Source organism: Streptomyces sp. NPDC018029, from assembly GCF_044327655.1.
Lineage (GTDB): Bacteria > Actinomycetota > Actinomycetes > Streptomycetales > Streptomycetaceae > Streptomyces.
In genome coordinates this window covers 1-25,075 of the sequence record NZ_JBIRFV010000016.1, presented here as the reverse complement: position 1 = coordinate 25,075, position 25,075 = coordinate 1, and the positions used below count along the sequence as shown (strand labels likewise).

The following is a 25,075-nucleotide window of genomic DNA, read 5'->3' as shown; positions in this document are numbered from 1 at the left end:
AAACGTTCTCCGAAGACTCTGTGCACAGGTGCGAATTATGTCAATGGCCGAAACCACACCCCTGCAAACGCGCCCGGAACGGACATGGACCGGAGCGGGGCAAGTGCCACACAACCGGCGCAATTTGCCCCGAAAACAGGGTCTGGTCGCGGTGAACCCCCACTGATAACGTTTGCCGAAATTTGATCGGCTCGTCGGAAGGGTGGGCGCGGCGTGGGGGACGTAACGCTGAGAGACGTGGCCCGGGTCTCCGGCTGCTCCGTCGCCACGGTCTCCCGGGTCCTGGCCGGCACGCGCCCCGTCGGCGCGGAGACGGCCCGCCGTGTCCGTGAGGCGGCGGACGCGCTCGGCTACCGTCCGAACCACGCGGCCCGCGCCCTGCGCAGCCGCTCCACGGGCACGGTCGGACTGGTCCTGCCGCAGATCACGAACCCCTTCTACCCCACGCTGGTACGGGAGTTGACGCACGTCCTGCACGCCGACGGACGGGCCGTGCTGCTGGCCGACTGCGACGACGACCCGGTGGCCGAGGCGGAGTACATCTCCGACCTGCTGAGCCGGCAGGTGGACGCACTCCTGGTGATCCCGGCGGACGAGGAGCGCAGCCGGGAGGCGGTGGCAGCGGCGGCGGCGCGCGTGCCTCTCGTCCTGATGGACCGTGGCTGCGGTCCGGGCATCGCCGACTCCGTCGCGGTCGACAACACCGCGGGCATGGCCCTCGTCCTCGATCATCTGGCCGCCGCGGGGCGGCGCCGGGTCTGCTTCCTCGGCGCGGCGGGGACGGCATCGGCGGCCGCCGAGCGGCGCGCCGCGTACGCCGCGGGGGCCGGCGCACTCGACCCCGGCGCGCCGGACCGGGTGGCCCTCGGCGACTTCTCCGTCGAGTGGGGACGGGCCGCGGTCGACGAGGTGTGGCCCGCCCGGCCCGACGCCCTGGTCTGCGCCAACGACCTGATCGCCGTCGGGGCGCTGCAACGCCTGCAGCAGCTCGGCGCCGACGTGCCCGGCGAGGTCGCCGTCACCGGCTTCGACGACATCCCGATGGCGGCACTCTCCGCCCCGGGCATCACCACGGTCCGCCAGCCGGTGGCCGAACTGGCCGCAGAGGCGGCACGCCTCCTCGGCCGTCGCCTCTCCGACGGTACGGGGGGTTCGCGCCGCGCGATACGGCTCGCTCCCGAACTTGTGCTCCGCGGCTCAAGCGCGCGGGACGCACCGGGGAGCGGACGGTTCGGCGTGCCGCCGGCGGCGCGGTCGGCAGAACCGGTCAGCGCCTCGACCCTCACGTGAGAAGCCACGCCACAGTCAGTTGTGCGACAGGCGCCGCTTCTTTTCGGACATGAGGATCAGGACTGTCAGGACGAGAATCCCGACGACCGTGGCACCGAGGCCGGCTGCCCAGAGGCTCGGATATTGCCGTGAGGTGTCGGTGCCACCCGGCCCGCCCCGGCGACCCCCGCCGAAGGGCCACGTATCCACCACCGCCCCGCCGATGGCAATGAGCACGATGAAGCCGCCGAACGCCGCGCCCGCCCAGGCGAACGACCGGACGGCGTGCCGTTGCCAGTCCAAGGAGGTCAGAGCGGCGAACAGCAGCAAGAGCAGGCCAGGGACGGACAGCCCCATCAGCACAGCGAAGCTGTAGACCCCGCCGGGCCAGGAGACGCCCGCCCAGCGCCAGACGTCCCGCCCCCAGAGCTCGCCACCGACCGCAGGGACACAGACGACACACGCGATGACCACCACCATCGCCAGACAGGTCTTGTAGTCCCGTCGGCGGGTAGGCGCAGACGCCGCATCCGAAACGGGCGCCTGTTCTTCGTCCTGCTCCACTGTCACGTATCCCTGGTCGTCTCGACGCCAACGGGCCATGTCCTCGTCGACGGTTGCAGCGCGCTTGGCTCTGGACAGTAGCCCAGAGAGGCGACCGCGCCCCGTGCTCGGATCGTCGTGCGACGCGCCTGCGGTCGCGAACGGGCAGAGGGGAACGCGGTCGCCGCCCAGGCTGTCAGCCGGTCACCCGGTCAGCGGCGCACCCGCCACGTGAGCGAGTCGGACAGCAACGTGCGCAGTGCCGGGTCGAGGACGGCGTTCGTCGGGTCGGTGGCGCGGACCGAGAGGTGGTGTGTGCGGCCGTCGGACGGGACCCCCAGGGCGCGCGGGGTCACGGTCGTGTCGCCGTCGGCATGGCGGACCTCGCGGCCGTCGACGCTCCAGCGCAGTCGGATGCCGTCCGCCACCTGCACGCGGACCTTGGTGTCGCGTCGCACGGTGCGGTCCGTGGGCGTGACCGCAGTGACGACGGAGGCGTGCCGGTGGAAGCCGGCGATCATGGCCTCGCGGCCGGGCAGGTTGAACTCGCGGCCGAGCGTGCGCATGATCGAGTCGGTGGTGGGGCGGTACAGGCCGCGCGGGTAATAGCCGCCGCCCTCGTACGCACCGACCTTCCCGCCGTCCGGTGAGGTCCGGCCGATCCACCGGTACCACTTCTTCTTCTGCGCGGTGAGCTGGTCGGCCCGCAGCTTGCTGATGTTGGTCTCCCAGGGCTCGGCGCCCTGGTACGTGCCGTACTCGTCGTACCAGTACTCGTCGGCCAGCTTGCCCAGCGAGTGGCCGGTCTCGTGGACGACGACCTGGTCGGACTGGGCGTTGTCCGAGGAGGCCGTGGCGATGCCATCGTAGCCGGAGGGTGAGGTGATGTCGTTGTAGCCCGCGCCCCCGTACTTGGTGGAGTTGGCGAGGACGATGACGAGGTCGGGGTCGGCGGCCTTCTTCGCGTACGACTCGACCTTGTTGGTGTCGACGCAGAGCAGTCGCTCGATGCCGTCGCAGAAGAAGGCGGAGCCGAGCGCGGTGTCCTTGACGGTGCCGCTCGTCGGGTCGCCGGAGACGCCGGACTGCCGGGAGACCGCGTCGACCGCCCAGACGTTGAAGAGGCCCTTGTAGGAGGCGTAGGGCTCGACGGCGGAGACTTTCGCCCACTTGGCGCGCACGTCGGCGTGGAAGTCTTCCTGCTGGGAGGCGGTGTAGCCGTCGCCGATGAAGACGACGTCGAGCTTGGCGTCGGTCGGCCCCGCTTCGACGATCGGGACGACGTCGCCGTCGCCCTTGATCTCCGCGCGCTCCTTCGCGGAGAGCGCCGGGGAGGCGGGGACCTCGGTGTGCCGGGGGTGGCCGCCGGGGCCGGTGAAGTACTCGACGTGCTCGGTCCGCGCGGCGTCCGGCTCCGGGTCGGCCGCCGTGGCCGTGCCCGCGGGGCCGGTGGCGACGACCGCCGCGGTGAGGGCGATGCCCGTGGCGAGGGCGATGCGCAGGGGCCTGCGTCTTGCCCGGCCGGACGGGCCGCCGTCCGCACGGCCGGACGGACCGTCTGCACGGCTGGTTATTCGATGCGTGGGGGGCATGGGCGTCCTCCGAAGTCCGCGATATAAATGGCGGGTTAAGTAGGGTTAAGGCGCGGCTCAACGTAGGGGCTTCCGGGACGCCAGGCAATGGGTGTGCGACAAGTTGCTTGCGGGACGGACGAGTTCACGCCGCGGTGAGTACTTCGCGTCGCGGTGAGTACACGGCCTCAGCGCCACGTACGTAGATGCAGGCGTCCGGGGAGACGGCGGAGAGGCAGCGGTGACGCAGAAGAGTTCCGAGGGTGTGCGGCCCGACGAACCGGCCGAGATCGGCCGGCGCGTCCAACGCCTGCGCGGTGAACGCGGGCTGACGCAACGCCAGTTGGCCGAGCCCGCCTACACCCCCGCGTACGTCTCCACCCTGGAGTCGGGCAAGGTGCGCCCCTCCGAGGCCGCCCTGCGCCACCTCGCCGCCCGCCTGGATGTCAGCTACGAAGAGCTGGCCACGGGCCGCCCCGCCCACCTGGCCGCGGGGGTGCGCCTGCGGTTGACCGACGCGCGGCGCGCCCTGGCCACCGGCGCCCCCGAGGACGCGGCCGCACTGTTCGGCGCGCTCCACGAGGAAGCCGTCGAGCATGCGCTCGTGGCCGAACAGGCCGACGCCCTGCTGGGCCTCGGCGACTGCCTCCTGGAGTCCGGTGATCTCACCGGCGCCCGCGACCGGTTCGCCGCCGTCGAGCGGCTGCTCGCCGACGAGCCGCTGCCCCGCCGCGTCCCGGCCATCCGGGGCCGCGCCACGACCCACCTCCTCAGCGGCGAACTGCGGTACGCCTGCTACCTGTTGGAGAGCACCCTCGACGAACTCGACACCGCGGGACTGCACGACCCCGACGCCCTGCTGCTCCTCTACACGGCGTCCATCGCCCCGTACATGGACATGGGCGCGCACGCGCGGGCCGCGCACGCCGCCGAGCTTGCGCTCGCGCTCGCGCCGCGCGTCGACGATCCCGCGCTGGTCGCGGGGATGCACCGCGGCGTGGCCCGCACCCTCATCGCCGAAGGCCGCATCGCCGAGGCCGACGCGTCGCTCGCCAAGGCCCAGGAGCTCTACCGCCAGCTGCACATCCGCACCGAGCTGGCGCACTGCCACTGGATGCGCGGGTACGTACACGCGCAGGACGGCGACCTGGAGCGCGCCGAGACCGAGCTGCGCACGGCCCGCGGCATTCTCGCCTCCAAGCGGGCCGCGCTCTTCACCGAACAGGTCGAGGTCGAGCTGGCGGACGTACTGCGGCGGCGCGGCAGGGCCGAGGAGGCGGAGGCACTGCTGCGGCCGCTGCTCACCGCGGACGACGACGAGGCGGGGGGTGCCGGGACGCTCGGGGCCGGGTCGCTGGGGGCCGGGCGCGGCGCGGTGCACGCGGGCGGCGCGCACCGGCTGCTCGGGCTGATCGCCGAGGAGCGGGGCGACACCGAGAGCGCCGAGGAGCACTACTGCGCGGCGCTGTCACTCCTCGAACGCTCCAGCGCGGTCGGCGACTTGGCGGACCTCTGCCGCCTCCTGGGCGATCTGCTGCGCCGCACCGGGCGGGTGGAGGCCGCGATGGACGCGTACCGCACGGGCCTCGGCCACCGCGCCGCACCCGGCACGACCACCTTGGGGCCGGCACCCGCCACTCCCCCGATGTGAGCCGACAGTTCCGGGGCCACCGGACTGCCACGCGCAGAAGGCTGCGCCTGCCCGGCAGCACCGGCGAGGCGATGGCCTCCCGGCCCGAAGCCCCCCGCCCCGTTCACGATTCCCACCCTGCTGCCCGATGAGGTCGACCAGGAGGTGCGGCCTGCCGCTTCGGAGGGCGTCGATGACCGCTGCGTTGCACTCGCACTCTTTCCTGTCCCTGCGGTGCGGCCCACGTTCATGCACGCTGCCGGCGCTACCATGCTCCTGCTCGCCGCCGAGCCCGAGCTGCTGGAGGCCGCGCCCGTCGGGGCGGCAGGCCGGAGCTGTCTCGTACTGGGCTCTGATCGGCCCCAAATCCGTTGCTTATGAACGGCTGCATCGTCATGCTCGTGGAATGTGCAGTGGTGAGCGGGGTGGCATCGGCCAGTGGGGACGATCGCTGTTCGAGCGGCAGCGGCAGCCGGTGGCCTGGGCCGGGCAGGTCCTGGAGGCGGCCGTGCTGAGTCTGGGCAGGACGCCTGAGATCGACGCGGCGCTGGAAATGGCGTCCGACTCAACGCAGTGGAGTCAAGGCCGTGACCTGTGCGACCGCGTGCGCCGGAGCAGCCTGGAAGGCGAGCGCCGGACCGCTGAGTACTTGCTCCTCGGCCTCGCTGAGCTGGTCGGTAAACTCGCACACAACGAAGCGGGGCCATATCCGCACTTCGACCGTCACGCCGGATGGCAGATCGGTCCCCTCGCCTACCGCTTGGCGGTTGAAGTGCAAGACCCTGCTCTTCAGGACCGCCTCGCTTCGGCCCTCGGGAGTTGGCCGCGAGCGGAGCAGGGAGCCGCACTCTGATCACGCGCCGAGTTGTCCTCTCCGCTTCCCCTCATACGCTTGCAGCAGCGGAGAGGCGCGTCAGAGCGTCTCGTCGAGAAAATGAACCGCGGTGGGAGCGCTGCGGCCTTGGTCGCATTGAGGATCAGCCTTTGACTCCGCATTCCCTGGCGTTCTACGTGGACGTCGTCACCACCGGCACCTTGCTCGGCGTGCGCCCCGCGGACTCTCCCGGCCACGTCACCAAAGTCCTTGGGCCGGACTTCGCCGAGAACACCTTTGGTGACCGCAGTATGTGCCGTGACTACGGCCTCGCCGAGTTCTACTGGGACCGTGCTTCCGCCGACCACCCCTGGTCGGGGCACCACTTCACCTTGCAGGTGCACCGGCTCGCGTACCGGGACCGGACCCTCGTCAACGACGCGCTTCGTGCCCGGTACGGGCGGTTCACTCCCAGGCTTCGGTTCGAAAAGCTGCAGCGTCTGCTGGGGCGGCGCGGCATCCCCCTGTTGGAGGTCCCGGAAATCCCGGCGAACGCACCGTATTTCCGTACTTTCCAGCAGCCCGATTCCCGTGTGACCGTCTCCGTCATAGGCACCTATGGCGAGCACAGCACGCCGGACAATCTGCGGGTCGGCGATGTCTACAGCATCCAGGCCCCGACGCTGTCCGGGCGTTTGTGCGACCCCGGCTCCAGCGGTCATCCAGACAGCGCCTGAACGCGCCGAGCTTGGACGGCCGCCCCTGCCACTGGCCGCCCTGTCCGGCTGCCCTATCCGGAGGAGGCCCGTTTCAGTTTCCCGGCCGACAGCAGCAGATTCTGACCCGGGGAAAACATGGTGAACTCCAGGTCCTTGCTGCTCTTGGTGCGGGTGATCCGGAGGAGCGGGCCGTCCCGGAAGAACGGACCCTCCCGGGCGCAGTCCTCGGCGGATGCGCTGCCTTCGAGCTCCCCCGGAGTGGTCTCCAGAACCTTCGGCTCCTCGCCCCCTTGGACTTCCAGCACGCTGAACGCCTGTGCCGTGTACTGGCACGCCCCGCCGTCTCGCTGGAAATGGATCTGCAAGCCGCGCGGGCCGGGGCCATAGCCGATCACCACCGTGACCGACTTCCAGACGGACTTCCCTGGGTCGTAGGTCCACCGTCCGTTGAACTTGTCGAGCGACTTCACCTTCGGGTCTTCCACCCCGTCCTTGATGAGGGTGCTCTTGGCGTTGTCGCTGGTCACGGCGACCTTGCCGGCGCCTCGGCTCTTGAGCGTCATGGCCGGCTGCCGCTTCTCGCACTTCCCGGACTCGCTCTTCGGCTGAGCGAGCTTCAAGGTGGAGGCGCCCACCTGGATCGAGGTGCCGTCGGAGGTCGAGGTGAGAGTGGGACTGTAGACACACAGGCGGCCGAGGCCCAGCACGGCGTACTCGGCCTTCTCATCGACACGGACGCCCTTGTCGAGCGTCAGCCGGGTGAGCACCGTCACCGGGGCGCCGGTGGACTTGTCCTTGGCGCCGGTCTTCTGAACACCCACCCAGGCCCCGGCGAAGCTGTCCGGCAGGGTGTTCCCACTGCCACCGTCACCGGAGGAGCCGTCCTTCCAGGGACTGAGAGCGATCAGCCCACCCCCGATGAGCACGACCGTGGCAGCGGCCGCGGCGACGATGACAGTCCTTCGGCGACGGGGAGTCGGCGGTCGGCTGCCCCCGTCGACCCCCTGGGTGGGCGCGTAGTGCGGGAAGGTCCCGGGCGGTGGGGGTGGCGGAAGGGAGGGTGCCTGAAGTGGGGGCGCCTGGAAGTTCGGGTGGGGGTCCAGTGACGTGGGCGTGGCGGTGGGAGTCGGTATTGCCTCCGGAGCGAAGTCCAGCAACTGGGCCGAGCTGCGGCCCAGTTGGGCGAGGACCTCACCCGGGAGCCAAGTGGCGGAAGTGCCCGTGGCGGTTCGGGCGACCAGGTCCTGCGGGGTGGGCCTGGCGGACGGATCCTTGCGCAGGCACTCCCGTACCAGCGGCAGCAGGGCCTCCGGTACGCCGACGAGGTCGGGCTCTTCTTCGGCGACACGGAACATCAGCGAATGCAGCCCGATGCCGACGGTGCCGAAGGGCGAACGTCCGGTCGCGGCGAAGGCGAGGACCGAGCCCAGGCAGAAGACGTCGGACGCGGGTGTGAGACGCTGCCCACGCACCTGCTCCGGGGACATGAAGCCCGGGGATCCGATCACCGCGCCGGTGCGGGTCAGTGGGCCCTCGACGAGGGTTTCCAGGGCGCGGGCGATGCCGAAGTCGATGACGCGCGGGCCGTCCACGGTGACCAGGACGTTGGACGGCTTGAGGTCCCGGTGGATCAGTCCGGCCCCGTGGATGTCGACCAGTGCATGCGCGAGGCCCTCGGCGAGGAAGCGTACGGACGCCTCGGGCAGCGGCCCGAAGTCCCTGGCCACGACATCGTGCAGGGACGGGCCGGGCACGTACTGCGTCGCCACCCAGGGCACGCGCGCTGCGGTGTCGGATCCGAGCACGGCGGCCGTCCACGCCCCGCCCACCCGCCGGGCGGCATCCACCTCGAGCGCGAACCGCCTGCGGAAGTCGGGCTGCGCGGCGAACTCGGCCTGCACGACCTTCACCGCGACGGTACGCCCGCCCTCGGAGCGGCCGAGATAGACGAGACCCATGCCGCCCGCGCCGAGGCGGGCGATCAGTCGGTACGGGCCTATGTGCGCCGGATCCTCGGCGATCAGCTGTTCCACATGGGTAAGGTAGCCCAACTCTCCGACAGGGGCGGGGCATCGGCCCGGCCGGGGCATCGCCATGAACTGGGCCAAGACGAGCTTTTCCGCATCTGCCGGTGTGTACCGGAACGTGAAGAGGGCGCCCAAGATCGTTGTGTGACAACGGCGAAACGCTCGGCCATGGCCGGCTGGGTTACGGAGAACCGACGGGAGCTGCGGCAGCCACCCTTTCGGTGCCGTCGCCGCCATCCACGCGGGCTCCAGAATCCATGACACAAGCGAACGCGACGCCTGCTGCGAAAGCGCCTGCATCGAAAGATGTACGGCCATTTCATCCACGGCTACGACTCTCATGATCGCGCGGGCGTCGAGGATGGGGAGTAGCCCTGATCCGGCGGTTTCCAGCGGTACCAAGGAGAGACACATGGCAGGCCCGCAGCGCACCACACCCGCCCCCTCGCTCACCGGAGTCCTGGGGCGGGCGCTGGGCGGCGGTCTCGTCATGGGTGTGGCGCTGGGCGCGGGTACGGCGGTGGGTGCCGTGCTCGCCGATGCCGTCGGGGTGTCCGGGTTCCTCGCCCGGCTCGTTCCGGCGGCGCTGGTCAGCGCGGTGGCCCTGCCGCTCGTCGTGCTGGCGCTGCGGCGCCGGGGCGGCTCCCTCAAGGACATCGGGTTCGGCGGTCCTGGCGACAGTCTGCGGGCTCTGCTCGTGGGGACGGGGGTGACGGTGGGCTCCGCGGCGATCGTGCTCGGCGCGGGGACGGCCACCGGTCTGCTGAGCTGGTCGCGTCCTGACCTGCCCGAGCTCGCCGGATTCCTGGTGACGAACGGCGTGGTCGCGCTGCTCCTGGAGGCGCTGCCGGAGGAGACGACGCTGCGCGGCTGCACGTGGACCGCGCTGCGCGGCCGGTTCGGCGGCCTGGCCTCGGCCCTCGGCACGACGGCCGTGTTTCTGGTCGTGCCCGGTCTTTCGACGGTGGTGGAGGCCGGGGTCGCGCCCCTCGTCGGCGGGGAGGCCGGTCCCGTGGGGCTCGCACCGGGCGGGCAGGACCCGGTCGGCTATCTGATTCTGCTGACGGTGTTCGGCCTGATGCTCGTCACGGCCCGCACCGCGGTGCGGCGCGCCCCGCTGTGCGTCGGCATCGGGGCGCATCTGGCGTTCCTGACCGTCAACCGGGTCGTGTTCGAGGGGGACGAGCGTGGCGCGGGCTGGTCCGTGGAGCTGTCGTCCCCGGACGTGGAGCTCCTCGTACCGGTGTATCTGCTGGTCGCCATGGCCGGATTCGCGGTGTGGCGGCGGGGGGTCGAGAGGCGGCGAGGGGGCGGTGACAGCGGCAGCGGTACGGGCGTGTCCGCAGCCCTCAGCCGTCGAGCAGCCGCCACGCGGTGAGGGCGAGCCGGGCGCGGAGCAGCCCGGTGGGCTCGGTCAGGTCGATGTCCAGGCTCTTTCCGAGCTGTTCGAGTCGGCGGGCGACGCTGCTGTGGTGCAGGTGCAGGAGGTCCGCGGCCCGGCGCAGGGAGCCGGTGGAGCAGTAGGCGTCCAGGGTCTCCAGGTCGGCGGCGTCGGCCGCGCCGGCGGCGAGGCGCGCGATCGCGGCCACGTCGGCGTTGTCCCGTACGGCGTCGTGCGAGACCTGCGCGAGCAGCGCCAGCGCGCCCAGTCCCTCGTGGGGGACGACCGGCCGGCCCGGGGTGGCGAAGCGGAGGGCGGTGCGGGCTTCGCGCCAGGACCGCTCCGGACTTCCGGCGGTGCCGACACCCGCGCGTACACCTGCCGGGAACGCGCTCTGGTCGACGGTGGTGGCCAGGATGACGCCCACGTCGGCGAGCGGTGCCGCCTTCACCGGCCGGGAGGGGCAGATCAGGGCGCCGATGCGGTCGAGCGGCAGCCGCGAGCGTACGGCGACGACGCGGACCGGCAGGTCGGCGGCGAACCCCAGCAGGCGCAACGCCCTGGCCCGGGCGGCCTCTTCGCTGTCGCAGCTGATGGCGAGTTCGACCAGGGCGGGGTCGGCCATCGTGGTACGAGCGGGGCCGTACCGCTCGACGGCCGCCGCGGCGGCGATGGCGAGCCGGTCGAGGAGGACGTCGTCGAGCGGATTGGGCGGGCCGGGGCGCTCCAGCCACACGGTGCCGATCTCCTCCTCGTCGAGGGTGATCGGCGTCGTGCTGGACGCGGGCGACGGCGGGGCGGATGCCGCGGTGCCCTCGGGCGAGACGCGGATCGCCCGCCCGGTGCCGTGGAGCAGCACCCCGGTCACGCACTCGGCCAGACCGGCAGAGGCCCGGGCGAGCGCCTGGAGGTCCACCCGCCGGCGCATCAGCGTGTCGTAGAACGCGACCACGCGGATGGCGCCCTCGACGTGCGGATCGAGTCCCGACAGCCGTACCGCCAGTGCTTCCATGACAGGAGGATAGGGCCGACGGTGTCGGCACAGGGCGCCGATCGGCGCGCGAACCGGCGGGGAAGCCCGACAGTTGGCGGACGTCCGCCCGAACGACGGCTGTGAAGATGACCGTCATGGATGCCGAACTCGAAGTCTTCCTCCCGCTGCTCCCGCCGCAGGATCTCAGTGACCCGGTCGCCGCACGCAAGAAGTATGCCGAGTACGCCGCCGCGAAGCCGGCGCCGGACACCACGGGCATGGAGATCGAGGACCGCACGGTGCCCGCGGTCCCGGCCGACGTGCCGGTCCGCCTCTACCGGCCGCCGCAGGCGCGGGGAGCAGTCGTCTGGATGCACGGGGGCGCGCGGGTCGCGGGCGACCTGGACACCGAACACCCGTGGGCCAGTCGGATCGCGGCGGCCTCCGGGGCGCTGCTGGTCTCGGTGGGCTACCGGCTCTCCCCCGAGCACCGCTTCCCGGCCGCCCTCGACGACGCGTACGCCGTGCTGAAGTGGACGGCCGCGCACGCGGCGGAGCTCGGCGTCGACCCGGCGCGGATCGCGGTCGGCGGTCACAGCGCCGGCGGGAACCTCGCCGCGGCCCTGACGCTGCGGGCCCGCGACGAGCAAGGGCCGCCGATCTGTTTCCAGTTGCTCAACGAAGCCTCCCTCGACGACCGTCAGGAGACGTGGTCGGCCAGGAACTTCACGGATACGCCGTGGGCGACCCGCGCCAACGTGCGGGCGTCGTGGCGGCACTATCTGGGTGACCGGCCCGCCACGCCGTACGCGGCTCCGGCGCGGGCCGCCGACCTGTCCGGCCTGCCGCCCGCCTACATCGCCACCGCCGAGTTCGACCCGAACCGCGACGAGGACATCATCTACGCGCAGCGTCTGCTGCAGGCGGGTGTGTCGGTGGAACTGCACCAGTGGCCAGGCACCTTCCACGGTTCGCAGGCCATCGTGTCCGCCACCGTGTCGCAGCGGCAGCTCGCCCGGCTCGGGGACGTCCTCCGGCGCGCGCTCACCGAGTGAGCCGGGTGGGGTGATAACGGTGGGGTGATATCGGCCGACCGGAGTGATGCCTCATGGACCGCGGTGGGCGGCGTGCTGCACCATGGCGGGCAGGCGGACAGCTGCTCAGCTTTCCGCTCCATGACACGCCATGACACGCCACGACACGCCCTGCCGCGCCACACCAGTCACGACACGTCACCACACGACACGCCATGACAGCCCAGGCCGTCGCCTGGAAGGGAGCGGCCTCTTGGCCTCCTCACCTGCCCCGCCGCCGTCGCCCCTCTCCGCGTACCGCGCTCTGCCGCCCGCCGCCGACGTCGTGATCGTCGGGGGCGGTGTGATGGGGGCGAGCATCGCCTTCCACCTCGCCGAGGCAGGCGTACGCGACATCGTCGTCGTCGAGCGCGGCGAGCTCGCCTGCGGCAGCTCGGGAAAGCCGATCGGCGGGGTGCGGGCGCAGTTCTCCGATCCGCTCAACATCGAGCTGGGCCACCGCAGCCTGCGCGCCTTCCGGAACTTTCCGCGCCGCCCGGGCGCGGACATCGGGCTCGACACCGTCGGCTATCTGTTCCTGCTGACCAGCCCCGACCAGGTGGCCGACTTCGAGGAGGGCGTGCGCACGCAGAACGGTCTCGGTGTGCCCAGCCGCATGATCGGCCCCTGTGAGGCGCGGGCGCTCTGCCCCTACCTCAGCACCGAGGGCCTGGTGGCCGCCGCCCACTCCCCCGCCGACGGCCACGCGCGTCCGGCGCTCGTCGTCCACGGGTACGCGCGCGCCGCGGCGCGGGCCGGTGCCGTGTTCGCGACGCACACCACGGTCACCGGCATGGACACGGCCGGTGACCGCGTCACCGTCGTGCACACCGACCGCGGTCCGGTGTCGTGCTCCGCGGTGGTCTGCGCCGCTGGGGCATGGTCGGCGCGGATCGGCGCCATGGTGGGCGTCGAGTTCCCGGTGCGGCCGCTCCGCCGCCAGCTCGCCTTCACCGTCCCGCTGGTGCCCGCCGCGCCGCGCGTCCCCTTCACGATCGACTTCGCGTCGTCGGCGTACTTCCACAACAGCGACGACGGACTGCTCCTCGGCCTCGCCGACCCCAGGGAGACCGAGGGCTTCGACACCACGTGGACGCCGGAGTGGCTTGAGCTGTTCCGTGCGGTGGCGCGCCAACGGGCCCCGGCCCTCGCGGAGATGGAGGTGTCCGGCGGCTGGGCGGGCCTGTACGAGGTCACGCCGGACCACAACGCGCTGATCGGCCGCTGTGCCGCACCGGCCAACCTCCTTTACGCCACCGGCTTCTCCGGGCACGGCTTCCTCCAGGCCCCCGCGGTGGGCGAGATCGTCCGCGACCTGTACTTGGGGCGGCGGCCGTGCGTCGACGTTGCGCCGCTGGCCACGGAACGCTTCGAGGCCGGGTCCGCGAGCCGTCCGGAGGCCCATGTGGTGTGACTCCTCAACACAAGGCCCCGGAACCCCGGAAGGACTCCCGCAACGGCTCCTGAAAGGAAGACGTGCCGATGATCGAACAGTGGCGGCTGCGCGCCGCGTTCGCCGCCCGGCTCTCCCGGATGTACGGGCGCGAGGTCCCCGCGTACACGACGTTGGTGGACGTCTCCCGCGAGGTCAACGAGGACGTCCTGCGCGCGCGCGGCGCCGACGCGGAACGCCTCGGGTCCATCGGCCGGGTCACCGCCGAACGGCACGGCGCCATCCGGGTCGGCACCCCTGAGGAGCTGGAGCAGGTCGGTCGCGTCTTCGGTGCCCTCGGCATGCGTCCGGTCGGCTTCTACGACCTGCGCGACACCCCCGCGAGCGCACTCCCGATCGTGTCGACGGCGTTCCGGCCGGTGGACGAGGAAGAGCTGGCCCGCAACCCGTTCCGGGTCTTCACGTCGATGCTCACCGTGTCCGATCCGCGCTTCTTCGACGCGGATCTGCGCTCGCGCCTCGCCACGTTCCTCGCGGGGCGTGAGCTGTTCCCGCCGGAACTGCTCGCGCTGGCCGACCGGGCGGAGGCGGAGCGGGAACTGCCCGGCACGGACGCCGAGCGGTTCCTCGACCTCGCGGTGCGGGCCTTCGAGTTGTCGCCGGAACCCATCGACCGTGAGTGGTACGCGGCACTGGAGCGTGTCTCCGCCGTCGCCGCTGACATCGGCGGCGTACGCAGCACCCACATCAACCACCTCACCCCGCGCGTCCTGGACATCGACGAGCTCTACCGGCGCATGACCGAGCGCGGCGTCGAGATGATCGACACCATTCAGGGTCCGCCGCGCTGGCCGGGCCCCGACGTGCTGCTGCGCCAGACCTCCTTCCGTGCGCTCGCCGAGCCGCGCGCGCTGCGCACCGCGGACGGCAGTGTGACCCTCGGCGCGCTGCGGGTGCGGTTCGGCGAGGTCGAGGCCCGCGGCATCGCGCTGACCCGGGAGGGCCGCGCCCTCTACGACCGGCTGCTCGGCCTCATCGACGAGCGGGCCGGCCACCGGCCGGCGGGCGAGCGCGGCGATGTCGCCCGGGCCGTGTGGAGCGAGCACCTGCCGCCGACCGAACACGAACTGGCCGTGCGCGGGCTGGGGTTCTTCACCTACCACGCCGCCCCGGAACGGCCCGCGGACGGCAGCCGCCCGCCCTCCGACCTCGCCGGCCTGCTGGCCGGCGGCTGGCTGCGTGCCGAGCCGATCGTGTACGAGGACTTCCTGCCTCGGTCGGCCGCCGGCATCTTCCAGTCCAATCTCGGCGAGGCGGGGTCCAGGAACAGCGGCCAGGAATGCAGTTCATACGACGCCGACCGGCTCGCCGAAGCCATCGGCCGGGAAGTCCTCGACCCGTTCACGCTCTACGAGCGGCAGCGGGACCGTTCTCTCGCCCGCATCCCCCGCGCACTACGTCCCCAGGGAGCGTCATGACCGGCATCGCCCTGCCCGCCACCGACGAACTGCGCGCCCGTGCCCGTGCCGCACTCGACCGCATCGGCGTCACCGTTCCCGAGGGCGACGGCCTGCGGGCCCGGACCCCCATCACCGGCGAGGACCTCTTCGGCCTGGCCGCGACGGGCACGGCCGGAACCGAGGAGGCACTGACCGCGGCCCGTGCGGCCTTCCTCGACTGGCGCACCACCCCTGCACCGCGCCGCGGCGAACTGGTACGGCACCTCGGCGAGTTGCTGCGCGGCCATCAGGAGGACCTGGCGGACCTGATCACCGTCGAGGCGGGCAAGATCCGCTCCGAGGCGCTCGGCGAGGTCCAGGAGATGATCGACATCTGTGACTTCGCCGTCGGTCTGTCCCGGCAGCTGTACGGGCGCACCATCGCCTCGGAGCGGCCCGGGCACCGCCTGGCGGAGACCTGGCATCCGCTCGGCGTCGTCGGTGTCGTCTCCGCGTTCAACTTCCCCGCGGCGGTGTGGTCGTGGAACACGGCGATCGCGCTGGTCTGCGGCGACACCGTGGTGTGGAAGCCGTCCGAACTCACCCCGCTCGTCTCCCTGGCCTGCGACCGGCTACTGACCAGGGCCGCCGACGACGTCGGCGCGCCCCGGGACGTGCACCGGTTGCTGCTCGGCGACGCGACCGTCGGTGAGCGGCTCGTGGACGACCCACGGGTCGCGCTGGTCAGCGCCACCGGTTCGACGCGCATGGGGCGCGAGGTCGGCCCGCGCGTCGCCGCCCGCTTCGGGCGCTGCCTGCTCGAACTCGGCGGCAACAACGCGGCGGTCGTCGCGCCCTCCGCCGATCTGGACCTCGCGCTCCAGAGCATCGTGTTCGCCGCGGTCGGGACCGCCGGGCAGCGCTGTACGACACTGCGGCGCCTGATCGTGCACCGCGACATCGCCGACACGCTCGTCGGCCGCCTCACCGACGCCTACCGGAAGCTGCCCATCGGCGACCCCTTCAACCGGGCCACGCTGGTCGGGCCGCTCATCTCCGCGCGGGCCCTGGACGGCATGCACGCGGCGCTGGACCGCGTGCGCGGTGAGGGCGGCGAACTCCTCGCGGGTGGCGCCCGCCGCCCGGCCTCGTCGGCGCCGCACGCCGCGTACGTCGAACCGGCCGTGGTCCGCGTCGCCCGGCAGACCGACACCGTCCGCGCGGAGACCTTCGCGCCGCTCCTGTACGTCATGGCGTACGACACCTTCGACGAGGCGATCGCCCTGCACAACGACGTGCCCCAGGGCCTGTCGTCGAGCATCTTCACGCGCGACCAGCAGGAGGCCGAGCGGTTCCTGTCCGCGGAGGGCTCGGACTGCGGCATCGCCAACGTGAACATCGGGACATCGGGCGCGGAGATCGGCGGCGCGTTCGGGGGCGAGAAGGAGACCGGCGGCGGCCGCGAGTCGGGGTCCGACGCGTGGCGCGCCTACATGCGGTCCGCTACGAACACGATCAACTACTCCAGCCGCCTCTCCCTCGCCCAGAACGTCAGCTTCCTCCAGTAGCACCGCGGGCCGTGGCACAACCCGGAGGGCTGTGACGTCTTATCTCTGGAAACGAGCACGCTGTCCAGAGAGCGGGTGACATGGATGGAGCCGATGAGTGACTTTCGGAGCATCGCGGATCGCGTCGAGATCGAGGCGCTGCGCGGTGAGTTCACCGACGCCGCGATGATGCGGGACTACGACCGTGCCGCTTCACTGTTCACTGCGGACGGTGTGCTTCGGATGCCGAACATCCCCGTTGAGCTCCGAGGCCGAGAGGCGATCCGCGCCTGGGGCAGACGGGTGCCGGACGTGGTCGACTTTCTCGTGCAGAACACTCATCCCGGCGTGATCCGGCTTGACGGCGACACCGCGTCCGGTCGCGCTTACATCTCCGAGATCGGGCGTGGCCTGGACGGCCGCGGGCGGCTGAACTACGCCATCTATCACGACCGTTACCAGCGCACCGGCGGTGGCTGGAAGTTCGCCGAGCGTGTCTATGAGGTCCGGTACGAGGACTTCTCGCCGCTGACCGGCTCGCCGCCCCGCCCGGATGGGCATGCGTGACCAGTTGGTGACGGCTGTCGGCCCTCTCCGGGAGTGGCGGACGACGATTGGCCGTCCACCGCACGATCCCGGAGAGGGCCGACAGCCGGGCCACCCGCCTACTCGGTCCAGCGGGTGACCGCCTCGCTCACGGCGCCATCTCGTACGTCCCCGCCAGCGCCTCCACGCGCTCCCAGACGCGCGCCGAGCGCGCGTCGTCGACGACCGGGCGGCGGACGGCGGCCAGTGCCCAGGCCTGCTGGTCGGCGGTGGCGGAGTCCTTGCCGTGCAGTTCGACGGCGTGCGCGGAGAAGTCCCGGACGAGGACGGCGAAGAGCTCGTCGAGCACGTCCTGGTCCAGGCCGGTCAGGCGGGCCTGCTCCAGGATCAGCTGGCCGTGCACGACCAGCGCGAAGAGCTGGCCGACGGCGAGGAGCAGGTCGAGGTCGCGGCTCTGCTTCTCGTCGGGGGCGGCCGTCGTGACGAACTCGCACAGGGCGTCGGCCTGCTCGCGGAAGCGGGCGACGTTGGGCACCTCGGCGTACGCGTCGAAGGCGGTGCGCCAGTCGTGGAAGCGGATGGCGCCCAGGCCCCTGGCCGGTCCCTGCCGGAAGAGGAAGTCGTCGTCGGCCGCGTCCAGGCGGGTCGGCACGGGCGCGTACTCGGCCGGGTTCAGCAGGTGGTTGCCCATGAACTTGAGGATCAGGGCGAGGTTGACGTGGACCGTGCCCTCCAGCTTGGGCAGGCTGCGGATCTCGACGGCCGCCTGCGCGAAGTAGTTGTCCTTCTCGAAGCCCTTGGCGGCGATGACGTCCCACATCAGGTCGATGACCTTCTCGCCCTCGGTGGTCACCTTCATCTTCGTCATGGGGTTGAAGAGGAGGTAGCGGCGGTCGTCGGGGCCGGCCGAGCGGAAGTAGTCGACAGCGCGGTCGCTGAACAGCTTCATGCCGACGAGCCGGACGTACGCGTCGGTCAGTTCGCGGCGCACGTGCGGGAAGGCGGTGACGGGGCGGCCGTAGAGGATGCGGTTGTGGGCGTGGGTGACGGCCTCGTACATCGCGTGCTCGCAGATGCCGATGGAGGCGGTGCAGAGGTTGAACTTGCCGACGTTGACGGTGTTGAGGGCGGCGTCGAAGGCGGCGCGGCCGGTGTGCAGGACGTCGTCGGGGCCGACCGGGTAGTTCTCCAGGCGGAACTCGCTGACGTACTTCGACGAGTCGACGACGTTCTTGACCAGGTGGTACGCGTCGTGGCGGCTGTCGGCGGCGAAGAAGACGTAGCCGTCGGGGCCCTCGATGTCGGTGCGGCGGCCGAAGACGGAGACGAGGCCCGCGGCGTTGCCGTTGCCGATGTAGTACTTGGATCCGGTGGCCCGGAAGCCGCCGTCGCCGTCGGGCTCCAGGAGCATGTCGGTGGAGTAGATGTCGGCGCCGTGGGTCTTCTCGGACAGGCCGAACGCGAACACTTCACCCTGGGAGAGGAGCTCGGCGGCGCGGGCGCGGGCCGCGGCGTTGTCGCTCTGCCAGACGGGGCCGAGGCCCAGGATGGTGACCTGCCACGCGTACCAGTAGTCGAGCCCGTAGAAGCCGAAGATCTCGTTGAGGGCGGCGATCCGGGCGGTGTCCCAGCGCTTGTCGTCCTGTCCCTCGCCGGCGGCGGAGGCCGGGGTGAGGAAGGTCGCGAAGAGCCTTTCCTTGGCGGAGAACTCCAGGAAGTCCGCGAGCCAGGCGCGGGAGCGGTAGTCCTCGATCAGCCTGCGCTTGCCGCGCGCCTCGAACCAGTCGACGGTCGCGCGCAGCAGCCTGCGGGTCTCGGGGTCGAAGTGCGTCGGGTCGTAGGTGGTCGGGTTGAACAGCAGCGGGTCGGCCATGGCGGTTCGCCTTTCCGGCTCGGGGGGGGTAGGGGTGGCGGGAGGTGTCAGTGACTGAGGCGGTGGAGGGTGGCGAGCACGTCGTCGAGCCAGTCGAGCGTCATCCGCTCGTACGCGATGCCGCCGCGCAGCACGACGTGCTGGAGCTCCCGTCCGGCGTCGGGGGATTCGGGGATCGGGGCCTCGGGGACCGGGGCCTCGGGACCCGTGAAGTCGCGCCGCTCCCCCGCGAGGTAGTGCGCGAGCCGGTCGGCGTGCGCCTGGCGGTGCCGCTCCACCTCGTGGATCAGCTCGGCCGGGTCGTCGAAGGCCGCGCCGCGGATCTTCACGGCGAGCTCGTGCCGCATGCTCTCGGGCTGGATCGGCTCCTGCAGCCACGCGGAGAGCACGGTCCGGCCGGGGCCTGCGACGGAGTACTCCTTCTTGTCCGGCCGGTCCTGCTGCGCCACCTCGCGGGCGGCGATCCAGCCGTCGCTCTCCATGCGCTTGAGGACGCGGTAGATCTGCTGGTGGGTAGCGGCCCAGAAATAGCCGATGGAGCGGTCGAACCGCCGGGCCAGTTCGTACCCGGAGCCCGGCTTCTCCAGCAGGGAGACGAGAATCGCGTGCTCAAGCGCCATGCCCGAATCCTTCTATGCAACTCGTTGCATAGACAAGCGGCACCGGTCAGGTGAGACGCGGCTCACCCGGGGCGCGTGCGGGTCAGAGGGCGGTGCCCAGGGTCAGCTGTGGGCCGTGTGGAGCGCCTGTGCCATGGAAGAAGACCCGTCAGTGACGAAGGAACGGATCTGTGCCAGGTAGGCGTCGCGGTCGATAAGGCCGTCGCCGTCCTCGTCCAGGGCATCGAAAGCCGCGCGGGCGTTGTCGGCGGGGTTGCCCAGCGCGTGGCGCAGCTCGGTGAACTCCGCCCGGTCGAGGTGACCGTCACCGTCGGTGTCGGCCAGGTCGAACAGCGAACCCAGCGCCGGCCTGCACACCTCGTCGAAGGCCTCGCCGCCCGCCCACGCCTCGTACTCCTCGAAGGTCACCCGCCCGTCCCGGTCCGCGTCCATCGACGCGAAGACCTGCTCGTGCGCGGCGCGCGCCACGGACAGGAGCGGGTCGTCGTCCGCCCGGCCCAGCGCCCGGGCCGCACGCTCGGGCCGGGCGAGGTACTCCTGGCGGGAGATGACCCCGTCGCCGTCGACGTCCAGCATCGAGAAAATGTGCCGCTTGGCCGTGATCGTGTCCATCCGAAACCCTCATCCCTGCGCGAGGCCGAAGAAGCGGCGGGCGCCGCTCCCACCCCGGGAACGATCACAGCGCTGCCGGGTCACCACCGCTGCCGCGCAGGCGGACGCCTGACCGGTGGCTCAGGCCGCCCCGAGCCCGCGGACGGCGGCCAGTGCGCGGTCGGCGTGTGCGCTCATGCGGAGTTCGCTGCGGACCACCTCGGCGACGGTGCGGTCCTTGCCGATGACGAAGGTGACGCGCTTCGTGGGCGCCAACGAGAAGCCGCGGGTCACCCCGAACCGGCCGCGCACCACACCCTCGGGATCGGAGAGCAGCGGGAACCCGAGGGTGTGCCGCTGCGTGAACTCCTGCTGGCGCGCCACCTCGTCACCGCTGATCCCCACGGGCCGCGCTCCCGCGGCGTCGAACTCGGCGGCCAGGTCGCGGAAGTGGCAGGCCTCCGCCGTGCAGCCGGGGGTGAGGGCCGCCGGGTAGAAGAACAGCACCACCGGGCCGTCCCGGAGGAGTTCGGACAGCCGGCGCGGAGTGCCCGTCTCGTCCGGCAGCGTGAAGTCCTCGACGGTGTCACCGATCGCCACGCGCGCCGTCATGCCCGGCTCCTGTGCGACGTACGGTCCATGGGCGGCACGGCGCCTCCCCGCGTACGGTCCATCGGCGACACGGTGCCTCCTCAAGTGGCGGGAGCGAAACCTTACTCGATGGCCGCGACGATGGCCGCGAGGCCCCGTCGGCTGCCCACCCCACCGGCCTTGACCTCCCGAAACGCCGTCGTGCGATGCTGGGGCACGCCGGGAGGCACCGAGAGAACGACGGGGAGTACGGCATCACGATGGCAGTGGCACGACGGACAGCGAAGGGCGTCTGGGACCGTTTCTCGGCATCCGACCCGGGACTCCTGCGGCTCATGGCGGGACTGCGCACGGTCGGGGCGATCCTCCTCGCACTCGCCGTGCTCGCTCCGCTCGGCACCTCGGTCACCCACCTCGTCGCGGGCGCGATGACGGCGATGGTCGCCACCTTCGCGATCCAGGAGAAGGAGGTCCGGGGGCAGGCGATCACGCTGGCGCTCGGGCTACCGGTGGCGCTGGCGGCGATCTCGCTGGGGGCGCTGCTCAACTCCAGGGTGGTCACCGGTGACCTGTTCTTCGTCCTGCTGATCTTCGGCGCCGTCTACTGCCGCCGCTTCGGTGAACGGGGCACCGCGCTCGGCCTGATCGGCTTCCAGGTCTACTTCGTCTCCCTCTTCGTCGACGCGTCGACGTCGGCGCTGCCCGAGCTCTGCCTGACGCTGGCCATTGCCTTCGCGTGCAGCGCGGTCGTCCGGTTCGCCGTGGTGCCGGAGACGCCCGAGCGCACCCTGGCGCGGCTGCGCGAGGCGTTCCGGGCCCGGCTCGCCCAGCTCATCGCCCACCAGATCGAACTCCTGGACGCGGACGCGGAGTCGCCCGAAGGACTGGAGAAGATCCTCGACGACCTGCGGCGCAGCACCGCCCGGCTGCACGAGGCCGCGCTGATGATCCAGGGCCGCCTGGAGGAGGGCACCCGCGACGCGGCGACGGCGGCGCTTCTGCAGCGCAGGGTGGCCGACGCCGAGATCGCCGCGGAACGCCTCGGCGTCCTGCTCCTCAACGCCCGCAGCGCCGAGCGCGTGGAGACCCTCACCCTGCACCTGCCGAGCGCATCCGTACCGCTGTCGCGGCGCGGCCGCATCGGACAGGACGCGGGCATCGCGCTGCGCAGGGACCTGCGGGCGCTGCACCTGCTCGTGGTGCGCCTGGTGCCCGACGACCGCGGCACGGCGCTCCCGTACGTGCGCAACAGGTTGCTCGGTTACCGCGAGGAGCAGGGTCTGCCGCAGGGTTCGCCCGCGATCCAGGACTGCTTCCGTGCGATCGGTGAGGCGGCGCGCGCCATTCTGGGTCTGCGGCTCGCGACCCACGGGGCGCGGGACGAGGAGTACGACACCCCGGAAGCCATGCGGTCCCGGGAGGAGTTCGAGGCGGAGGAGATCTCGATCGCCGGTGAGGCCGCAGGCGCGGAGGAGCCGGAGCAGACCGGGCTGCGGCGACCCACCACCAGGGCGGCGGTGCAGGTGGCGGTGGGCTCCGCGCTGGCCATCGTGGGCGGTGAGTTCCTGTCCACGCAGCGGTGGTACTGGGCGGTCCTGACGTGCTGGGTGGTCTTCCTCAACACCGCGTCGACGGGCGAGATCATGGTCAAGGGGTACCGCCGTCTGGTCGGCACGGTGCTCGGTGTGGTGGCCGGGGTGGTGCTGGCCGGCGCGGTCGGCAACCACACGTGGGCCGCGTTCGCCCTCGTCGTGCTCTGCGTCTTCGGGATGTTCTTCACCGCCCCGCTGTCGTACGCGCTGATGTCCTTCTTCGTCACGGCGATGCTGGGCCTGCTCTACACCCTGCTCAACACCTACAGCCTCGACGTCCTCGTGCTGCGGATCGAGGAGACGGCGCTCGGCGCGGCCTGCGGGATCATCGCGGCGGTCCTGGTGCTTCCGGTGCGCACGTCGCACCGGACCGACGAGGAGCTCGGCACCGTCCTCGCCCGGCTGCGGGACGTCGTGTCGGCCGCGGTGGCCCAGCTGAGCGGCGGGCCCGCGGTCGACCTCGTGGACCTGGCACGCGACCTGGACACCGCGCTCGACGACCTGCGCAGTTCCACGAAGCCGTTGACGCACCCGATCGCGCCGCTGCGGGCCCGGCGCCAGACGGCCCGGTACATCGTCGCGCTCCTGGAGACCTGCGCCTATCACGCCCGTTCGCTTGCGGCGACGGCCGAACTGGTGCCGTCGAGCAAGAGCGTCGCGGCCGATGCGCGGCTCGCGCTCGCCGGGCGGCGGATCACCCACAACATCGACCTGATCGCCGCGAAGGTGCGCGACGAGGAGCCGGACGGCGTCATCGAGTCCGGGTCCAGCATCGCCTCGATGCTGGACAGCGGCCGCCACGAGGTGCTGCGCACCGGTTCGGTGGCGTTCCGCGTGCTGCGGCATCTGCAGCGGCTCGACGAGGGAATCGTGGGTCTGGCGCGCCCGCTCGGGGTCCCACTCGCGGCACCCGAGGAGAGCGGCGGCGCGACGGGAGCGCGGAAGAAGCCCTGAGGCGGATGGCGGGGTCAGCGCACCCAGGCGCTGTACGACATGACGTCCCCCGCCTTCACCCCGTAGGTGCGGTCGTCCTTGGTGACCGTGTCTTCCAAGCCGAGGACGTCACCGTCCGACGGGTCCAGGATCAGCATGCGTCGCAGTCCTTCGCTCTCGTGGACGTACGCCTGGCCGGTGCGGCCGAGGCGGTCGGTGACCGTCCCCGCCGGGCGGAGGCCGTCGGCGTCGGCGAGGAGGTGGGCGAGCGCCGCGCTCTCGCGGGCTCCGGGGGTCCAGTGGCGGAGGAACATCGCGACGGCGTCGAGGAGTTCGCGGGTGTCGGTGAGCGGGGCGGGGTCGCTCGGGCGGCTGAGCTCGGCCAGGTAGCGGCGGAGGGCTTCCGGCGTGTGCGGGGGACGGGTCTGCGGAGGGGCCGTGCCCGTGCTCGGGGGGTAGGTTCGGTCGCTGAGGACCTTGCCGTCGTGGACCAAATGCGGCCCGTCGTCGCCGTCGGCGATGACCGGCTTGCCGGGGCGGCGGGGGTCGGTGGCCACGACCAGTTCCGTGTGGCTGCCGTCCGCCCGCCAGCGGGTGACGCGCTCTTCGGGCAGGGTGATCGGCGCTTCGGCGCCGGGGCCCGACGCCAGCGCAAGGCTCCACGTCCGGACGTGCGTTCCCCTGCGCAGGCGCGGCGCGTTCGCGGCCGCAGCCGACGCCGATGCCCGGTCGGCGATCCGGTCGAGCGGCAGCGGCGTGGACCCCGACCGGAGCGTGAGGGGGTGGGGAGCCGCGGCGGCGGGCGCGCTGCTCGACCCGGCGAGGACGAGGGCCAGCGCGGCCGCCACGGCGAGCGAGACCATCTCGATGCCCCAGACCAGGCGGCGCACTTGGCGTGCGGGCCTGCGGCGCGCGACGGGAGCGCTGTGCAGGAGCAGGTTCAACTGCCGCTCGGCGTGGGCGGGCAAGGGCCGGTCGCGGTGTCGGATGTCGTCGCCGGGCACGGGGTCGGCGGCGCGCAGGAGGGCGAGTTCGTCGTCATGAGCCATGGCCGTGGTCCTCCGGAACGGTGGCGCGGGTCGCTTCAGGGGCGGGCCGTACGGCCGGCGGAGGCCGCATGCGGTCGATCTCGGCTCTCAGCCGGCGGCGGGCGCGGTGCAGCCTCATCGCCGCCGCCCGGGTGCCGCAGCCGAGGGCGGTCGCGAGCTCTTCGGTGTCCAGTTCCTCCCAGGCCGTCAGGCGCAGCACCTCCTGGTCGGACGTGGAGAGCCGGTCCAGGGCGTCGTGCACCCAGTCGCCCGGGCGTTCGGCGTCCGGGCCCGCCACGACGTCCCTGCGGTGGCGGCTCTCGTCGTGACCGATCCGTTCGAGCAGGCGGCGGCGACGCCCGTAGCCGCGGACCGCGTTGGCCAGGCAGCGCCGCGCTATCCCGTAGAGCCAGGGCAGCGGGGCCGGCGGCAGGTCGGCGCGGCGCCGCCAGGCGACGGCGAACACGTCGGCCACCACCTCCTCGGTGTCGTTCGTCGGGCCGCCGAGCCGCCGTGCCACGTAGCGGCTGACCGCCCAGTAGTGCTCGCGATAGGCAGCGGCGAAGGTTTCGTCGTCGCTCACGGTTACGAAGTGTCCGGCACGGCGGTGATCGTCACACGTGCGGGGTGTGATCCATGTCGCTCCGCGTACCTGTCACAGATCAGTGCCCGCCGGACACAGGCGGGGCATGGACAGCAACACCGTGATGCCGCCGCCCGCGCGCGCCTCAGACCCCGAATCCGTGCCCGCGCGTACGGCACCCCGGCCCCGGCGCCCCGGACATGCCGTGGTCAAGTGGCTGACCACCACTGACCACAAGACGATTGGCACGCTCTATCTGGTCACGTCGTTCGCGTTCTTCTGCATCGGCGGTGTGATGGCGCTCTTCATGCGCGCCGAGCTCGCCCGTCCGGGTACGCA

At 71.9% G+C, this 25,075-nt stretch carries 21 protein-coding genes and 1 pseudogene; 12 read left to right on the top strand and 10 right to left on the bottom strand.

Translation table 11 applies throughout. The features are described 5' to 3' along the window. Window positions 1–213: 213 nt before the first annotated feature. The gene (locus ACH4D5_RS35800) at window positions 214–1,290 is read left to right on the top strand and encodes a LacI family DNA-binding transcriptional regulator (RefSeq protein ID WP_398311357.1); all 1,077 of its coding nucleotides are present in this window, start codon (window positions 214–216) and stop codon (window positions 1,288–1,290) included. Between the two features lie 15 nt (window positions 1,291–1,305). Here the strand turns inward: ACH4D5_RS35800 and ACH4D5_RS35795 are convergent, their stop codons facing one another. Both ACH4D5_RS35795 and ACH4D5_RS35790 read right to left on the bottom strand, forming a co-directional pair. Beyond that, complete coding sequence (locus tag ACH4D5_RS35795; RefSeq protein WP_398311354.1) at window positions 1,306–1,833, bottom strand: hypothetical protein; 528 nt, start codon at window positions 1,831–1,833, stop codon at window positions 1,306–1,308. Window positions 1,834–2,024: 191 nt separating this feature from the next. After that, a complete protein-coding gene (locus ACH4D5_RS35790) occupies window positions 2,025–3,404 on the bottom strand; it encodes a M64 family metallopeptidase (protein ID WP_398311352.1) in 1,380 nt (459 codons plus the stop codon). Between the two features lie 220 nt (window positions 3,405–3,624). Between ACH4D5_RS35790 and ACH4D5_RS35785 the strand changes: the two genes are divergently transcribed. From ACH4D5_RS35785 to ACH4D5_RS35775, 3 genes are all read left to right on the top strand, one after another. Next, window positions 3,625–5,034 carry a helix-turn-helix domain-containing protein gene (locus ACH4D5_RS35785; protein ID WP_398311349.1) on the top strand — a complete coding sequence of 470 codons (1,410 nt, stop codon included), beginning with the start codon at window positions 3,625–3,627 and terminating at the stop codon, window positions 5,032–5,034. Between the two features lie 385 nt (window positions 5,035–5,419). Beyond that, a complete protein-coding gene (locus ACH4D5_RS35780) occupies window positions 5,420–5,866 on the top strand; it encodes a hypothetical protein (protein WP_398311346.1) in 447 nt (148 codons plus the stop codon). A 131-nt stretch (window positions 5,867–5,997) separates the two neighbouring features. Continuing rightward, window positions 5,998–6,564: a hypothetical protein gene (locus ACH4D5_RS35775; protein WP_398311344.1), complete on the top strand. Its 567-nt coding sequence runs from the start codon at window positions 5,998–6,000 to the stop codon at window positions 6,562–6,564. A gap of 53 nt (window positions 6,565–6,617) precedes the next feature. Here the strand turns inward: ACH4D5_RS35775 and ACH4D5_RS35770 are convergent, their stop codons facing one another. Further along, window positions 6,618–8,579: a serine/threonine-protein kinase gene (locus ACH4D5_RS35770; protein WP_398311341.1), complete on the bottom strand. Its 1,962-nt coding sequence runs from the start codon at window positions 8,577–8,579 to the stop codon at window positions 6,618–6,620. A gap of 406 nt (window positions 8,580–8,985) precedes the next feature. On the opposite strand from ACH4D5_RS35770, the gene ACH4D5_RS35765 reads away from it, so the two are divergent. Next, window positions 8,986–9,951 (top strand): hypothetical protein, encoded by a 966-nt coding sequence (locus tag ACH4D5_RS35765; RefSeq protein ID WP_398311338.1) that lies wholly within the window; start codon window positions 8,986–8,988, stop codon window positions 9,949–9,951. Here ACH4D5_RS35765 and ACH4D5_RS35760 read toward each other — a convergent pair. Further along, the gene (locus ACH4D5_RS35760; protein WP_398311335.1) at window positions 9,923–10,966 is read right to left on the bottom strand and encodes a helix-turn-helix domain-containing protein; all 1,044 of its coding nucleotides are present in this window, start codon (window positions 10,964–10,966) and stop codon (window positions 9,923–9,925) included. The two genes, ACH4D5_RS35765 and ACH4D5_RS35760, sit on opposite strands and share 29 nt — an antisense overlap. Before the next feature lie 116 nt (window positions 10,967–11,082). Here ACH4D5_RS35760 and ACH4D5_RS35755 point away from each other — a divergent pair, with 116 nt between their 5' ends. From ACH4D5_RS35755 to ACH4D5_RS35735, 5 genes are all read left to right on the top strand, one after another. Then, on the top strand, window positions 11,083–11,982 hold the full coding sequence (locus ACH4D5_RS35755) for an alpha/beta hydrolase (RefSeq protein WP_398311683.1): 900 nt from the start codon (window positions 11,083–11,085) through the stop codon (window positions 11,980–11,982). A 232-nt stretch (window positions 11,983–12,214) separates the two neighbouring features. Beyond that, on the top strand, window positions 12,215–13,414 hold the full coding sequence (locus ACH4D5_RS35750) for an NAD(P)/FAD-dependent oxidoreductase (RefSeq protein ID WP_398311332.1): 1,200 nt from the start codon (window positions 12,215–12,217) through the stop codon (window positions 13,412–13,414). Window positions 13,415–13,482: 68 nt separating this feature from the next. Beyond that, a complete protein-coding gene (locus ACH4D5_RS35745; protein WP_398311329.1) occupies window positions 13,483–14,871 on the top strand; it encodes a 2-oxoadipate dioxygenase/decarboxylase family protein in 1,389 nt (462 codons plus the stop codon). After that, the gene (locus tag ACH4D5_RS35740) at window positions 14,868–16,400 is read left to right on the top strand and encodes an aldehyde dehydrogenase family protein (RefSeq protein WP_398311326.1); all 1,533 of its coding nucleotides are present in this window, start codon (window positions 14,868–14,870) and stop codon (window positions 16,398–16,400) included. The genes ACH4D5_RS35745 and ACH4D5_RS35740 overlap by 4 nt, the downstream gene beginning before the upstream one ends. A 93-nt stretch (window positions 16,401–16,493) precedes the next feature. Then, window positions 16,494–16,946 (top strand): nuclear transport factor 2 family protein, encoded by a 453-nt coding sequence (locus tag ACH4D5_RS35735; protein ID WP_398311323.1) that lies wholly within the window; start codon window positions 16,494–16,496, stop codon window positions 16,944–16,946. 127 nt (window positions 16,947–17,073) lie between these two features. Here ACH4D5_RS35735 and ACH4D5_RS35730 read toward each other — a convergent pair whose 3' ends face one another. The 4 genes from ACH4D5_RS35730 to ACH4D5_RS35715 all read right to left on the bottom strand — a co-directional run bounded on the left by ACH4D5_RS35730 (window position 17,074) and on the right by ACH4D5_RS35715 (window position 20,621). Continuing rightward, complete coding sequence (locus ACH4D5_RS35730) at window positions 17,074–18,798, bottom strand: acyl-CoA dehydrogenase family protein (protein ID WP_398311320.1); 1,725 nt, start codon at window positions 18,796–18,798, stop codon at window positions 17,074–17,076. A gap of 47 nt (window positions 18,799–18,845) precedes the next feature. Then, window positions 18,846–19,418, bottom strand: coding sequence for a PadR family transcriptional regulator (locus ACH4D5_RS35725; RefSeq protein WP_398311317.1), 573 nt, complete (start codon window positions 19,416–19,418; stop codon window positions 18,846–18,848). Window positions 19,419–19,520: 102 nt separating this feature from the next. Next, window positions 19,521–20,030 carry an EF-hand domain-containing protein gene (locus ACH4D5_RS35720; protein ID WP_398311314.1) on the bottom strand — a complete coding sequence of 170 codons (510 nt, stop codon included), beginning with the start codon at window positions 20,028–20,030 and terminating at the stop codon, window positions 19,521–19,523. 120 nt (window positions 20,031–20,150) lie between these two features. Continuing rightward, window positions 20,151–20,621, bottom strand: coding sequence for a peroxiredoxin (locus ACH4D5_RS35715; protein ID WP_398311311.1), 471 nt, complete (start codon window positions 20,619–20,621; stop codon window positions 20,151–20,153). A gap of 239 nt (window positions 20,622–20,860) precedes the next feature. Between ACH4D5_RS35715 and ACH4D5_RS35710 the strand changes: the two genes are divergently transcribed. Beyond that, the gene (locus ACH4D5_RS35710; RefSeq protein WP_398311308.1) at window positions 20,861–23,146 is read left to right on the top strand and encodes an FUSC family protein; all 2,286 of its coding nucleotides are present in this window, start codon (window positions 20,861–20,863) and stop codon (window positions 23,144–23,146) included. 14 nt (window positions 23,147–23,160) lie between these two features. Here the strand turns inward: ACH4D5_RS35710 and ACH4D5_RS35705 are convergent, their stop codons facing one another. Both ACH4D5_RS35705 and ACH4D5_RS35700 read right to left on the bottom strand, forming a co-directional pair. Further along, a complete protein-coding gene (locus ACH4D5_RS35705; RefSeq protein WP_398311305.1) occupies window positions 23,161–24,174 on the bottom strand; it encodes a CU044_5270 family protein in 1,014 nt (337 codons plus the stop codon). Continuing rightward, a complete protein-coding gene (locus ACH4D5_RS35700; protein WP_398311302.1) occupies window positions 24,164–24,736 on the bottom strand; it encodes an RNA polymerase sigma factor in 573 nt (190 codons plus the stop codon). Before ACH4D5_RS35700 ends, ACH4D5_RS35705 begins: the two co-directional genes overlap by 11 nt. Window positions 24,737–24,842: 106 nt before the next feature. Here ACH4D5_RS35700 and ACH4D5_RS35695 point away from each other — a divergent pair. Continuing rightward, window positions 24,843–25,075, top strand: a pseudogene (locus ACH4D5_RS35695) (cytochrome ubiquinol oxidase subunit I); the annotation flags it as partial.